The sequence below is a fragment of the Streptomyces sp. CA-251247 genome (assembly GCF_050952975.1).
Classification (GTDB): domain Bacteria; phylum Actinomycetota; class Actinomycetes; order Streptomycetales; family Streptomycetaceae; genus Streptomyces; species Streptomyces achmelvichensis.
Map to the genome: position 1 here is coordinate 4375117 of NZ_CP191861.1, position 13033 is coordinate 4388149.

General features: G+C 72.7%; 13 protein-coding genes. 10 read left to right on the forward strand and 3 right to left on the reverse strand.

Annotated features, from left to right (window positions below):
• Nucleotides 1–14: 14 nt before the first annotated feature.
• Nucleotides 15–545: a hypothetical protein gene (locus ACQPWZ_RS19330; protein WP_433571974.1), complete on the reverse strand. Its 531-nt coding sequence runs from the start codon at nt 543–545 to the stop codon at nt 15–17.
• A gap of 306 nt (nt 546–851) precedes the next feature.
• On the opposite strand from ACQPWZ_RS19330, the gene ACQPWZ_RS19335 reads away from it, so the two are divergent.
• From ACQPWZ_RS19335 to ACQPWZ_RS19375, 9 genes are all read left to right on the forward strand, one after another.
• Nucleotides 852–1265, forward strand: coding sequence for a DUF3151 domain-containing protein (locus tag ACQPWZ_RS19335; protein ID WP_313945086.1), 414 nt, complete (start codon nt 852–854; stop codon nt 1263–1265).
• A gap of 155 nt (nt 1266–1420) precedes the next feature.
• A complete protein-coding gene (locus ACQPWZ_RS19340; RefSeq protein WP_433571975.1) occupies nt 1421–2308 on the forward strand; it encodes a DUF3152 domain-containing protein in 888 nt (295 codons plus the stop codon).
• 88 nt (nt 2309–2396) lie between these two features.
• Entirely contained in the window at nt 2397–3227 is an 831-nt protein-coding gene (locus ACQPWZ_RS19345; RefSeq protein WP_433571976.1) for a tryptophan 2,3-dioxygenase family protein, read from the forward strand.
• Complete coding sequence (gene kynU / locus ACQPWZ_RS19350; protein ID WP_356703664.1) at nt 3220–4413, forward strand: kynureninase; 1194 nt, start codon at nt 3220–3222, stop codon at nt 4411–4413. The genes ACQPWZ_RS19345 and kynU overlap by 8 nt, the downstream gene beginning before the upstream one ends.
• A gap of 203 nt (nt 4414–4616) precedes the next feature.
• Nucleotides 4617–5486, forward strand: a complete 870-nt coding sequence (locus tag ACQPWZ_RS19355; RefSeq protein WP_433571977.1) for an alpha/beta hydrolase family protein — start codon at nt 4617–4619, stop codon at nt 5484–5486.
• Between the two features lie 81 nt (nt 5487–5567).
• Nucleotides 5568–6395 (forward strand): NAD(P)H-binding protein, encoded by an 828-nt coding sequence (locus tag ACQPWZ_RS19360; protein ID WP_433571978.1) that lies wholly within the window; start codon nt 5568–5570, stop codon nt 6393–6395.
• Between the two features lie 104 nt (nt 6396–6499).
• Nucleotides 6500–7861 carry a sensor histidine kinase gene (locus ACQPWZ_RS19365; protein WP_383239587.1) on the forward strand — a complete coding sequence of 454 codons (1362 nt, stop codon included), beginning with the start codon at nt 6500–6502 and terminating at the stop codon, nt 7859–7861.
• Nucleotides 7858–8517, forward strand: coding sequence for a response regulator transcription factor (locus ACQPWZ_RS19370; RefSeq protein ID WP_340474343.1), 660 nt, complete (start codon nt 7858–7860; stop codon nt 8515–8517). The genes ACQPWZ_RS19365 and ACQPWZ_RS19370 overlap by 4 nt, the downstream gene beginning before the upstream one ends.
• Nucleotides 8518–8566: 49 nt before the next feature.
• Nucleotides 8567–9784 (forward strand): cytochrome P450, encoded by a 1218-nt coding sequence (locus tag ACQPWZ_RS19375; protein ID WP_433571979.1) that lies wholly within the window; start codon nt 8567–8569, stop codon nt 9782–9784.
• 82 nt (nt 9785–9866) lie between these two features.
• Here ACQPWZ_RS19375 and ACQPWZ_RS19380 read toward each other — a convergent pair whose 3' ends face one another.
• The gene (locus ACQPWZ_RS19380) at nt 9867–11483 is read right to left on the reverse strand and encodes an ABC transporter permease (RefSeq protein ID WP_433571980.1); all 1617 of its coding nucleotides are present in this window, start codon (nt 11481–11483) and stop codon (nt 9867–9869) included.
• On the reverse strand, nt 11480–12379 hold the full coding sequence (locus ACQPWZ_RS19385; protein WP_433571981.1) for an ABC transporter ATP-binding protein: 900 nt from the start codon (nt 12377–12379) through the stop codon (nt 11480–11482). Before ACQPWZ_RS19385 ends, ACQPWZ_RS19380 begins: the two co-directional genes overlap by 4 nt.
• A gap of 93 nt (nt 12380–12472) precedes the next feature.
• Between ACQPWZ_RS19385 and ACQPWZ_RS19390 the strand changes: the two genes are divergently transcribed.
• Complete coding sequence (locus ACQPWZ_RS19390; protein WP_340474347.1) at nt 12473–12979, forward strand: GbsR/MarR family transcriptional regulator; 507 nt, start codon at nt 12473–12475, stop codon at nt 12977–12979.
• Nucleotides 12980–13033 lie beyond the last annotated feature (54 nt).

Consider the following 13033-nt stretch of genomic DNA (forward strand, 5'->3'; position numbering starts at 1 on the left):
CTCCGGGACAGCCCTCAGTACTGCGCCGGGTCGATCTGGTTGACGATCCACAGCGCTTCCGGGTCGGTCTGGTAGTGGAAGACCAGCGACCGCGTGCCCGCCTGCGCGTTCACCCGGCGCAGGAACTCCGCCGCGCTCATCGCCCTGCGCTGCCCCGCCGGTACGAACGGAGTGGTCACCGTGATGTGGGCGTCGGGGTTCAGCGGGTACGACACCGTTTCGGGCGTGGAGGTCCAGCTCGGCTCACCGCGGGCGTCGCAGCTGAAGTAGCCCGCCCGGCCCGTCACCCGTGCCGCGGTGCCTGTGCCGGTCGCGGACGTGATCCGGACGTACGGGCCGTGGTCCGTGTCGGCGCAGAGGTCGCCGTCGTACGGAAAACCGTCCGTGCCGCCCGCGGGCGCCTCCTGGGACGGGGGAGCGGGCGCGACCGGGGGTTCGGGCTGCCCGCCGCCGCTCGTGCCGCCGCCCCCACCGCTCCCGCCGCCACTGCCGTTTCCGCCCCCGATCCCGCCGCCGGGGGAGGCGGGAGGCCTGGCCGGCGGCACCGTGGGGAGCGGCGCGGACGTCCCGGGTGCCGTCGGCGCCGACGTGGCGGCGCTCGGCGACGGCGACGGTGACGCCGATCGGGACGCCGACGCGGACGGCGGGGCCGACAGCGACGGAGGGGCCGACGGCCCCTCCCACGCCTCGTGTCGCTCGCCTTTGTCGGCGGAAGCACATCCGGCCAGCAGGCACACCGCCGCCAGGACCCCCGCAGCTCTCACCCAGCCCATGAGAAAGAGGATCGCCTCCGGCTCCCGATCCCCGCACCCCTTCCACGGATTCCCCATGGACCTGTGACACTGGAACCCATGGCCATCCATGAAAATCTGCTGGGGGGACCGCCCCCGACCCACCTCCCCGACGACCCCGAGCCGCGCGAGCTGCTCGCCGCCGGGACAGCACCCGCGGACGTCGCCGCCAAGTACCCCACCTCCTCGCTGGCCTGGGCACGGCTCGCCGACGACGCCTTCGAGAACGGCAGTGTCGTGGAGTCGTACGCCTACGCGCGCACCGGCTACCACCGCGGACTCGACTCCCTGCGCCGCAGCGGCTGGAAGGGGCACGGCCCCGTGCCGTGGGAGCACGAGCCGAACCGAGGCTTCCTGCGCGCCCTGCACGCGCTGGCCCGCGCCGCGCAGGCGATCGGTGAGCAGGAGGAGTACGAGCGCTGCGCGACCTTCCTGCGCGACTCCTCCGAGACGGCCGCAGACACCCTCGGATGAACCGAAGGCCCGCATCCCCCGTCTGAACAGGGGGTGCGGGTCTTCCGGCCCGCTACGATCGCACGCATGGGCGATTTACAAAGTGGGGGGCTCTGTTGAGCGGCCGCAGACGCAGGGGGAACCAGTCCCGGGCACGCAGTCGTCGAAGACGGCCGGTGCCCCGCCCGCTCGCCCGCCGTCTCCTGCTGCCCGGCGCGGCCCTCGCCGTCCTGGTCATCGCCTCCGGCGCGGCCGTCGCCCACTGGGGCGCCGCCCGCGGCGCACCACGGGCTGCCGCCGACCCGGCCACACCGCCCGGCTCCCCGGCCCTCGTACCGGACCCGCAGGCCGATGGGAGCGACGCCTCCCCGCCCGGCCGGGATCGCAGAAGCCCGTCCGCCGAGGCCGAGCCGCCGAGTGATCCGAAGCCCGGGGTCACACCCTCCACCAAGGTCCCGAAGCCCGCGAAGCCCTCGCGCAAGGCGGCGCCGCCCGCCGTCCCCGCCTCCGGACCCGGGACCTTCGCCACCGCCCGGTCGACGGGCAGCCCGGTCGGCGCGGGCCAGGTGCGCCGCTACCGCGTCCAGGTCGAGAACGGCATCGACGTCTCCGCCGAGGAGGCCGCCACCGAGATCGAGCGCATACTCGCCCATCCACAGGGCTGGGCCGCGAACGGCAAGGGCTCCTTCCAGCTCGTCACCGGGGACGCCGACTTCGTCATACGGATCGCCACCCCGGCCACCGCCGACGCCCTGTGCCGGCGGCAGGGGCTCAACACCCGCGGTGAACTGAACTGCGAGACGACGGACGGCGTCGTGGTCAATCTGCGCCGCTGGATGCTGGGCTCGCCCACCTTCGCCGGGACGCCCGCCGAGTACCGGCATCTGATCATCAACCACGAGGTCGGGCACGAGATCGGTCTGCGTACCCACATGGGCTGCCCGGGCCCGGGCGAGCCGGCACCGGTCATGATGCAGCAGATCAAGGGCCTCGACGGGTGCCGCTCGAACGCCTGGCCCTACGACGAGGACGGGACGTATCTCACCGGCCCGGTGATCGACTGACCTTCGGCTTATGATGCCGGTGGGGACCGGGGCTCCCACACCAAGAGGAAGGGGCGGACCGCTACCCGGACACGTCGAGGAGACAGCGATGTCACATGACGCGACCCCGAATCTGGATTTCGCGGGTACCACTCCGTACGAGGACTACGTCCAGGCGGACGTCCTGACCCACCTCCAGCACCCGCTCTCGGATGACCCGGGAGAGATGGTCTTCCTGGTCACCACCCAGGTCATGGAGCTGTGGTTCACCGTCATCGTCCACGAGTGGGAGACCGCGACCCGCGCCCTGCGCGAGGACCGGGTGCAGGTGGCGAGGGACGCGCTGAAGCGGTCGGTGCGTGAGCTGGAGGCGCTGAACGCCTCGTGGAGGCCGCTCGCCCAGCTGACGCCCGCACAGTTCAACTCCTACCGCAGCGCCCTCGGCGAGGGCTCCGGCTTCCAGTCGGCGATGTACCGGCGGATGGAGTTCCTGCTCGGCGACAAGGCGGCGTCGATGCTGGTGCCGCACCGCGGCGCGCCGCGTGTGTACGCCGAGCTGGAGAAGGCGCTGCACGAGCCGAGCCTGTACGACGAGGTGCTGCGGCTGCTGGCCCGGCGCGGGCTGCCGGTCCCGGAGGCGGTGCTGGAGCGCGACCTGTCGCAGAAGTACGAGCCGTCCCCCGAGATCGAGAAGGTCTGGGCGACGGTCTACGGCGGACAGGACATCGGCGAGCCCGACTCCGAACTGGTGCTGCTCGGCGAGGCGTTGACGGACGTCGGCGAGCTCGTGTGGCGCTGGCGCAACGACCATCTGGTGGCGACGCGCCGCGCGATGGGCTCCAAGACGGGCACCGGTGGTTCCGCCGGTGTGGCCTGGCTGGAGAAGCGGGCCCGCAAGAACGTTTTCCCCGAGCTGTGGACGGCGCGCAGCCATGTCTGAGTCCCTGGCCCACGAGGCCGCGGCGCTCGACGCCGCAGACGAACTGGCCGGTCTGCGCAAGCTGTTCGCGCTGGACGACGGCGTCTATCTGGACGGCAACTCGCTGGGCGCGCTGCCGGCCCATGTGCCGGCGCGCGTCGCCGATGTCGTGCAGCGGCAGTGGGGCGAACTGCGCATCCGCTCCTGGGGCGAGAGCGGCTGGTGGACCGCGCCGGAACGTATCGGCGACCGCATAGCACCGCTCGTCGGGGCCGCGCCGGGGCAGATCGTGGTCGGCGACTCCACCAGCGTCAACGTGTTCAAGGCGGTGGTGGGCGCGGTCCGGCTGTGCGACGACCCCGCCCGTACGGACATCGTCGTCGACGCCACGACCTTCCCCACCGACGGCTACATCGCGGAGTCGGCGGCCCGGATGACCGGCCGGCGGCTGGTGCCCGTCGCCCCGGCGGACCTGCCGTCGGCGCTCGGGCCCACCACGGCCGCCGTCCTGGTCAATCACGTCGACTACCGCACCGGCCGCCTCCACGACCTGCCCGCGCTGACCGCGGCGGTGCACGAGGCGGGCGCGCTGGTGGTCTGGGACCTGTGCCACAGCGCGGGCGCTCTGCCCGTCGGGCTCGACGCGAACGGCGTGGACCTGGCGGTCGGCTGCACCTACAAGTACCTCAACGGCGGGCCGGGTTCACCCGCGTACCTCTATGTCGCCGAGCGTCATCAGCCGGCCTTCGACTCGCCCCTGCCGGGCTGGACCTCGCACGCGGACCCGTTCGCGATGACCCGCGAGTTCACGGCGGCGGACGGCGCGCTGCGCGGCCGGGTCGGGACGCCCGACATCCTGTCCATGCTGGCGCTGGAGGCGGCGCTGGAGGTCTGGGACGGGGTCGGGATCGAGGCCGTACGGGCCAAGAGCCTGGCGCTCACGGACTTCTTCCTGAAGTGCGTCGCCGCCTACGTCCCCGAGGGCAGGGTCACCTCGCTGACTCCGGAGGACCACGCGGCGCGGGGCAGTCAGGTCGCGCTGCGGTGCGAGGAGGCGCCGGCCGTGATGGAGAAGCTGATCGCCCGCGGAGTGGTGGGTGACCTGCGCAGGCCGGACGTGCTGCGGTTCGGGTTCACGCCGCTGTACGTCGGGTTCGGGGACGCGGAGAGGGCGGCGGCGACGCTGGCGGAGATCCTCGCGGCCTGAGGCTTCTTGGGGCCGGGCGACAGGTCCGGCGACCGGCCGCGTGATCAACGCGGCCGGTCGCCGCTCCTTCGCGGGCCCCACGTCCCGGACGCCGGCGGGCTTCGGCGCCGACCCGCGCCTCGATATCCGGCGGGGCCGGCCGTGCTGGTACCGTCCCCGCTGGTCAGGTCAATTCCGTGACTGCATCGGAAGGTTGGCACCGCATGCCCGACCCTGTCGCCCGTGACGCCGCAGAGGAAGCGTCGGCGTTCTCGCATCCCGCCGTCGATCCCGACGCCTCCGTCCCGTACGGCGACCATCCCGACCAGGTCGTCGACTTCTACGCGCCCCGCGGCGGGCAGGCCGCGGTGCCGCTCGTCGTCGTGCTGCACGGGGGCGCCTGGCGGGGAGCGTACGACCGCCGGCATGTCACGCCGTTCGCGGACTTCCTGGCCCGCCGCGGCCTCGCCGTCGCCAACGTCGAGTACCGCCGCGGGCGGGAGATCCCGCAGCAGGGCGGGAGCAGTCCGGTGGCCGGTCGCTGGCCGGAGACCTTCGACGATGTGGCGGCCGTGCTGGACGCGCTGCCGGACCTCGCGCGCAAGGCGCTGCCGGAGGCGGACGTCCGGCGCACGGTGCTGACCGGGCACTCCGCCGGCGGGCACCTGGCGCTCTGGGCCGCGGCCCGCCATGTGCTGCCCGAGGGGTCGCCGTGGCGGCTGCCCGGCCCGCCCGCGCTGCGCGGTGTGGTCGCCCTCGCGCCGATCGCGGACTTCGCGCGGGCGGTGGAGCTCGATGTGTGCGGCGGTGCGGTGCACCAACTCCTCGGCGGGGAGGGCGAGTTCGAGGAGCGCAGGCCGCACGTCGATCCCGCGCTGCTGCTGCCCACGGGGATCGCCACCGCCGTCGTACAGGGGCGGACCGACACCACCGTGCCGTATTCCGTCGTCGAGTCGTACGTGGACGCCGCGGCGAAGGCCGGGGAGACCGTGGGGCTGACGCTCCTGGAGGAGGTCGGGCACTTCCCGCTCATCGACCCGGCGGCCGATGCCTGCGCCGTCGTCGCGGAGGAGATCGCCCAGCTCGCCTGGTGACCGGCCTGCGCCCGGAAGCAGTGAGAAGACGCCGGAGGCTTGCGGACAGAACCTGACCGCAAGCCTTTCTACGTTCTTCCCATGACGAATCTCGTGACCGGAGCCACCGGAACCGTTGGCCGCCAGGTCGTCGCGGAGCTCCTCCGCCGTGGCCTCCCCGTCCGCGCCCTGACCCGCGACCCCGCCACGGCGGACTTCCCCGCCGGGGTGGAGGTCGTCCGCGGCGATCTCACCGAACCCGAGTCCCTCGCCGCCGCCCTGGAGGGCGTGACCGGGCTGCATCTGATCACTTTCGGCGGCCCGTACTTCACCCCGCTGGAGAGCGGTCCGCGCATCCTGGAGCTGGCCCGCGAGGCCGGCGTACGCCGGATCACCGTGCTGCACGGCGGCGGCCCGACCCCGCTGGAGGACGCGGTGCGCGGCTCGGGCGGGACCTTCGCGTGGACCGTCGTGATGCCGGTCGAGTTCATGGCGAACGCGCTGGAGTGGGCGGACGGCATCCGCACCGACGACCGGGTGCGCGAACCGTTCACCGGCCGACTCAGCGCGATGGTGCACGAGGCCGACATCGGCGCGGTCGTCGCGGTCACGCTGACCGAGGACGGCCACGCAGGGCAGGAGTACGTCGTCACCGGCCCCGAGGCGCTGACCCTCAGGGACAAGACGGAAGCGCTGGCGGCGGCCCGCGGCCGGGAGATCCGGCTGGAGGAGCTGACCGAGGAGGAGGCCGTCGCTCAGTGGCGTGAGGGCGGTATGCCCCAGGACGTGATCGACTTCCTGCTGGAGGTCTACGGCAACACCCCGCTCGCCGGCAGGACCGTCTCCGGCACGGTCGAGAAGGTCACCGGCCGGCCCGCCCGGACCTTCACGGAGTGGGCCGAGGAGCACGCGGACGCCTTCCGCGCGTAACGGACGTACGCCCTGCGAGGCCTCATGTCGTACTCAGGACGGACGCGGCAGGATCCATATCGCTGGTGACGACCGCGTCCGCCCGTCCCCGTACCTTGGCTGCTGTGACCGATTCGCAGAACCCGCAGCGCACACCGCGCACCGCCGCCGATTCCGACAGCCGCAGTCCCGAGTTCCGCCTCGCCATGGACGCGTTCACGGGGCTGCGCACCGATCTCCTCGACGACGTACTCGCCTACCGGCCGCTGCCGCCCCGGGCGGGCGGGGGCCTCGTCGGACGCCTGCTGCCGCGGCGGATACGGGACCGTGCGGGCTGGTTCCCGCACGCCGTGATCGTCGGTGCGGCGCTGTTCGTGGTGATGGTCGGATACCTCGTGGCCGACAGCAACGGCAATCAGGCGTACTTCGCGATCAGCGGGTTCGTGCCGGCCGTCGCGGTGCTGCTCACCCTGGTGCGCCCGGTCGCCGCGTTCTGGCTCTCGCTGCTGTCGACCCCCGTGGTCACCGTGGTGGGCTCGTACGGCGACGGCTGGCCGTGGGGACCGAGCTCGTTCATCGCGCATCTCGTCGTGATGACGGTGGTCGCGGCCCGGACCCGGCCGCGCACCGCGGGCTGGATGTGGGCGGTGACGGCCGGCTACGCGCTGTTCGCCGAGATCTTCCTGGGCACCAATGCGGGTACGGACACCCCGCAGATGCTCTTCTTCTCGGCCCTCGCCCTGCTGGTCGTGACCGTGCTGCACGTCCGCCGCGAGGCACGCGAGGAGGTCGCGGTCCAGCAGAGTGTCACCGCCGTCGAGCGGGACAAGCGCACGCTGCTGGAGGAGCGCACCACCATCGCCCGGGAGCTGCACGACGTCGTCGCCCACCACATGTCGGTCGTGGCGATCCAGGCGGAGGCCGCGCCGTACCGGGTGGAGAACCCGCCGCCCGAGCTGGAGAAGGCGTTCGCGACCATCCGGGAGAACGCGGTGGCGGCGCTGACCGAGCTGCGCCGGATCCTCGGTGTCGTCCGGGCCGAGGACTACGAGGCGCCCGACGCCCCGCAGCCCGTCCTCGGCGATCTGGACAACCTGCTCCGCAACGTCCGCGAGGCGGGCCTGGAGGCGGACAAGACGATCACGGGCGCGGTGCGGCCGCTGCCGCAGGGCGTCGAGCTCTCCGCGTACCGGATCATCCAGGAGGCGCTCAGCAACGCGCTGCGCCACGCACCGGGCGCCTCGGCGAAGGTGGAGGTCTCTTACGTCCTCGGCGGGATCGGCCTGCGGATCGTGAACACTCCGCCGCAGGGCCTGGTCAAGCCCTCGCCGGGCGCGGGCCACGGGATCACGGGCATGCGCGAGCGTGTGACCATGCTGAGCGGCGAGATGACCGCCGAGCCCACCGAGGACGGCGGCTACGAGGTCACCGCGTTCATCCCCGTCGCGAGCCCTGTGCCCGCACAGGCCACCGAGGAGCAGTCATGACCATCCGGGTCCTTGTCGTCGACGACCAGGTGATGGTCCGTGAAGGCTTCTCCGTCCTGCTGAACGCGATGCCCGACATCGAGGTGATCGGCGAGGCGGTGAACGGCCGCGAGGCGGTCTCCAAGGTCGCCGAGCTGGCACCGGACGTGGTCCTGATGGACATCCGTATGCCGGAGCTGAACGGCATCGAGGCCACCCGGGAGATCGTCGCCTCGCACGCCGAGTCGAAGGTGCTCGTGCTGACCACCTTCGATCTGGACGAGTACGTCTACCAGGCGCTGCGCGCCGGGGCGTCGGGCTTTCTGCTCAAGGACGCGTCCGCGCGTCAACTGGCCGACGGGGTACGGGTCGTGGCGGCCGGCGAGGCCCTTCTCGCGCCGACCGTGACGCGCCGGCTGATCACGGAGTTCTCCAAGATCAGCCAGGCCCCGAAGCCGCCCGCCCTGTCCCAGGTCGGTGAGCTCACCGAGCGCGAGACCGAGGTGCTGGTGCTCATCGCGCAGGGACTGTCGAACGCGGAGATCGCCTCCCACCTGGTGGTCGCCGAGTCCACGATCAAGACGCATGTGAGCCGGGTCCTGGTGAAGCTCGGGCTGCGGGACCGCACCCAGGCGGCGGTGTTCGCGTACGAGGCGAGGCTGGTCACCCCCTCGTAGCCGGGCCGGGAGGCTGGTCACCGCCTCGTGGCCGGGCTAGCGTCCGGGGATGGACGCTGCCGTGGAAGCTGGTTTCGCCCCCGGGTCGCCGGACTTCGTCGCCGACCCGTACCCCGTCTTCGACCGGCTGCGGGACGCCGGGCGGGTGCACTGGTTCGAGCCGACCCGGCAGTGGCTGGTGCCGCACCACGCGGATGTGTCGGCGCTGCTGCGGGACCGGCGGCTGGGGCGTACGTATCTGCACCGGTTCACGCACGAGGAGTTCGGGCGGACGCCGCCCCCGGCGTCCCACGAGCCGTTCACCACCCTCAACGACAACGGCCTGCTCGACCTGGAGGCGCCGGACCACACGCGGATCCGGCGGCTGGTGACCAAGGCGTTCACCCCGCGGACGGTGGCGGCGCTGGAGCCGACGGTCAGGAGGCTTGCGGCGGAGCTGGTCGCGGATCTGAGGAAGGCGGGCGGCGGTGATCTGCTGGCCGAGGTCGCCGAACCGCTGCCGGTGGCGGTGATCGCGGAGATGCTGGGCATCCCGGAGTCGGACCGCGGGCAGCTGAGGCCCTGGTCGGCGGACATCTGCGGGATGTACGAGCTGAACCCCACGCAGGAGGCGGCGGCGCGGGCGGTACGGGCGTCGCGCGAGTTCTCCGGGTATCTGCGGGAACTGATCGCGCAGCGCCGGAAGGCGCCGGGGGAGGACCTGATCTCGGCGCTGATCGCCGCGTACGACGAGGGCGACCGGCTGAACGAGCAGGAGATGGTCTCCACCTGCGTGCTGCTGCTGAACGCGGGGCACGAGGCGACGGTCAACACCACGGCGAACGGCTGGTGGACGCTGCTGCGCCACCCCGAGCAGCTGGCCGCCCTGCGGGCGGACCACGGACTGTTGTCCACAGCTGTGGAGGAGCTGATGCGGTACGACACCCCGCTCCAGCTCTTCGAGCGCTGGGTGCTCGACGACATCGAGATCGACGGCACGTTGATCCCGCGGGGCGCGGAACTGGCCCTGCTCTTCGGCTCGGCCAACCGCGACCCGGCCCGCTTCACGGACCCCGGCACCCTCGACCTCGCCCGTGAGGACAATCCGCACGTCAGCTTCGGGGCGGGCATCCACTACTGCCTGGGCGCGCCGCTGGCCCGCATCGAGCTGATGGCGTCGTTCGGGGAACTGCTGCGGGAGGCACCGGCCATGCGGCTGGCGGCGGAGCCGCAGTGGCAGGGCGGCTTTGTGATCAGAGGGCTGCGGGAACTGCGGGTCGAGCTCTGACGCCGAGCCGGCCCGCGCCCCCGGCCGACTCTGATACCGGCCCGCGCCCCGGCTCTGACGCCATGCCCGGCCCGCGCCCCGGCTACGTCAGGATGTCGCGCCGCCGCAGCCCCGCCAGACCCGCCGCCGTGAACACCGCCGCGAGCGCCACCAGCACCGCCACCGGCCCCCACACCATGTCGTCGCCCGGCAGCTTCGGCAGATGCTCGAACGGTGACACCTTCAGCGCCGCGTCGGGAAGATTCAGGGCCGCGCCCACCCAGCCCAGCGCCAGCGACAGGCCCGCGTAGGCCCAGGCCAGCCCCGCGGCCCGCGGGACGATCCCGTAGACCGCGACCGCCACCGCGCCCAGCAGCCACACCGCGGCCACCTGCACCAGGCTCGCGCCCAGCACCGGACCGGCGTTCCCGCCGTGGCCCAGCGCGAGACCGAGGCCGCCGAGCAGCATGATCAGCGCGGCGCCGCCGAAGGCGACGAGGAGGTGGCCGGCCGCCCATCGCACCCGGCCGACCGCCGCCGCCAGGACCGGTTCCGCACGCTGTGAGGTCTCCTCGCCGTGCAGCCGGAGCACCGACTGCACGATGTACATCGCGGCGACCATGCCGAGCATCCCCACCATCGCGGCGAGGAAGGCGTCCGTGATGCCGGACTGACCGCCCATCCGCTCCAGCATCTGTCGGGTCCGCTCGTTGTCGCCGACCAGATCGGCGGCCCCTTCCGCCATCCCGCCGAACATCAGCCCGGCGAGCAGGAACCCGGCGCCCCAGCCCGCGAGGCTGCCGCGCTGGAGGCGCCAGGCGAGGCCGGACGCGGTCGCGAGGCGGCCCTCGGCAGGCCCGGGCCGGGCCGCCAGGAAGCTCATGCCGATGTCGCGCCGCCCGGCGAGGCCGTAGGCGACGGCGCCCTGGATCACGACGGCCGCGGCGAACAGGAGCAGCACCCACCAGCGTTCGGCCGCGAAGGGCCGCAGGTTCTCCGCCCAGCCGATGGGCGAGAGCCAGGTCAGCACGTGCGAGCCGTCGTCGCTCGCCGCGTCGCCCGCGGCCCGCAGCGCGAAGGCCAGTCCGAGCGCCGCGGCCGTCAGGCCCTTGGCGAGCCGCGCGGTCTCGGTGAACTGCGCGACCATCGCGGCCGTCGTGGCGAAGACCATGCCCACGGCGCCGATGCCGAGGCCGAGCGCGAGCGCCCCGGCCGCGCCCTCGCCGGCCAGCCCCGCCGTCACCAGCAGGGCGAGTGCGGTGTTGGCGACGAGGGCCACGAGCAGCGCCGAGGTGAGCGGCGCGCGGCGGCCCACCATGGCGGCGGACAGCATCTCCTGGCGGCCGGTCTCCTCCTCCTCGCGGGTGTGCCTGACCACGACGAGCAGGCTCATGACCGCGGCGAAGGCGGCCATGAAGACGGTGTACCGCCAGGCCACGATCCCGCCGAGGGAGTCGTCGAAGACCGGCCCGTAGAGGGAGCGCAGGGAGCTGTTGGCGACCATCGAGTCGACCACGCCCGCCCGCTGGGCGGGGGTCTCGTAGACCTTGCCGAGCGTGTTGCCCGCGCTTGCGGTCGTCCCGCCGATCGCCAGGACCCACAGCGGCACCATCACGCGGTCGCGGCGCAGACCGAGCCGCAGGAGCGTGCCCGTCCCCGCGAGGGGCCGCGACCCGCCCCCGCGCGCCGGGGTGAATCCGGTGTCGGCCACCGCGGTCATCGCGACATCGCCTCCCCCGGCGCGTAGTGGCGGAGGAAGAGCTCTTCCAGGGTGGGCGGGGTGCTGGTCAGCGACCTGACGCCGGTCCGGCTCAGCGAGCGCAGTACGGCGTCGAGCCGGTCGGTGTCCACCTGGAGCTTCACGCGCGTCCCCTGGACGTCCAGGTCGTGCACGCCGGGGAGGTGGGCGAGCCCGTTCGGCGGCCCGGCGAGTTCGGCGGTGACGCTCGTCCGGGTGAGGTGGCGCAGTTCGGCGAGCGACCCCGTCTCCACGGTGCGCCCGCTGCGGATGATGCTGACCCGGTCGCAGAGGCTCTCGACCTCGCTGAGGATGTGCGAGGAGAGCAGGACGGTACGGCCGCGGCGGCGCTCCTCCTCGACGCAGGTCTGGAAGACCTCCTCCATCAGCGGGTCGAGTCCGGAGGTGGGCTCGTCGAGGATCAGCAGGTCCACGTCGGAGGCGAAGGCGGCGACCAGGGCGACCTTCTGGCGGTTCCCCTTGGAGTAGGTGCGCCCCTTCTTGGTGGGGTCGAGTTCGAACCGTTCGAGCAGGTCGGCCCGGCGTGCCCGGTCGAGGCCCCCGCGCAGCCGGCCGTAGAGGTCGATGACCTCGCCGCCGGAGAGGTTGCGCCACAGGGTGACGTCTCCGGGCACGTACGCGATACGGCGGTGCAGTTCGACCGCGTCGCGCCAGGGGTCTCTGCCGAGGAGCTGGGCGGCGCCGGAGTCGGCGCGCAGCAGTCCCAGCAGGACCCGGATGGTCGTGGACTTGCCCGCGCCGTTGGGGCCGAGGAAGCCGTGGACCTCACCGGTCTCGACCGCGAGGTCGAGGCCGTCCAGCGCGTGTGTCCGCCCGAACGACTTGTGGAGTCCGGAGACGGTGATGGCCTTCGTCATGCTTCGGAACGTACGCTGCTTTCACAAATTTGTGAAGTTAAGGAAGCGTATAAACTCGGGTGGGCAGGCCGGACGAGGGGAGACGATGAGGTCATGAGCGGCGACAACAGCGCGAACGAGCGGGCCGGTGACGAGGCGGTCTCGCGCTTCGTGGAGCGGTTCGCGGCCGAACTGACCGAGGCCGGCATGCAGCGGATGGCCGCGCGGGTCTTCGCCGCGCTGCTGTCCTCGGAGAAGGGCAGCATGACCTCCGCCGAGCTGGGGGAGCAGCTGCGGATCAGCCCGGCGGCCGTGTCGGGGGCCGTGCGCTACCTCAGCCAGGTCGACATGGTCAGCCGCGAGCGCGACCCCGGCTCACGCCGGGACCGTTACGTCCTGCACAACGAGCTCTGGTACGAGACCTTCACCCGTCGCGACCAGCTGCTGACCCGGTGGGAGAAGGCACTGCGCGACGGCGCGGCGACGCTGGGCCCGGACACGGCGGCGGGGGCGCGGGTCACGCAGACAGCCGAGTTCTTCGGCTTTCTCCAGCATGAGCTCGAGGGGATGATGGACCGCTGGCGCGTCTACCGCGAGGAGCGCGGCATCCCGGCGCCCTGACATGCGCTCGCGGCAATCGCGCCCGGCCCGGTGGCCACAGAGACCTGGGTGAGG

Coding starts and splice junctions, on each gene's coding strand:
- ACQPWZ_RS19345 (WP_433571976.1), top strand. CDS start 2,397: ATGTCACATGACGCGACCCCGAATCTGGATTTCGCGGGTACCACTCCG.
- ACQPWZ_RS19355 (WP_433571977.1), top strand. CDS start 4,617: ATGCCCGACCCTGTCGCCCGTGACGCCGCAGAGGAAGCGTCGGCGTTC.
- ACQPWZ_RS19360 (WP_433571978.1), top strand. CDS start 5,568: ATGACGAATCTCGTGACCGGAGCCACCGGAACCGTTGGCCGCCAGGTC.
- ACQPWZ_RS19370 (WP_340474343.1), top strand. CDS start 7,858: ATGACCATCCGGGTCCTTGTCGTCGACGACCAGGTGATGGTCCGTGAA.
- ACQPWZ_RS19375 (WP_433571979.1), top strand. CDS start 8,567: ATGGACGCTGCCGTGGAAGCTGGTTTCGCCCCCGGGTCGCCGGACTTC.
- kynU (WP_356703664.1), top strand. CDS start 3,220: ATGTCTGAGTCCCTGGCCCACGAGGCCGCGGCGCTCGACGCCGCAGAC.
- ACQPWZ_RS19385 (WP_433571981.1), bottom strand. CDS start 12,379: ATGACGAAGGCCATCACCGTCTCCGGACTCCACAAGTCGTTCGGGCGG.
- ACQPWZ_RS19380 (WP_433571980.1), bottom strand. CDS start 11,483: ATGACCGCGGTGGCCGACACCGGATTCACCCCGGCGCGCGGGGGCGGG.
- ACQPWZ_RS19335 (WP_313945086.1), top strand. CDS start 852: ATGGCCATCCATGAAAATCTGCTGGGGGGACCGCCCCCGACCCACCTC.
- ACQPWZ_RS19390 (WP_340474347.1), top strand. CDS start 12,473: ATGAGCGGCGACAACAGCGCGAACGAGCGGGCCGGTGACGAGGCGGTC.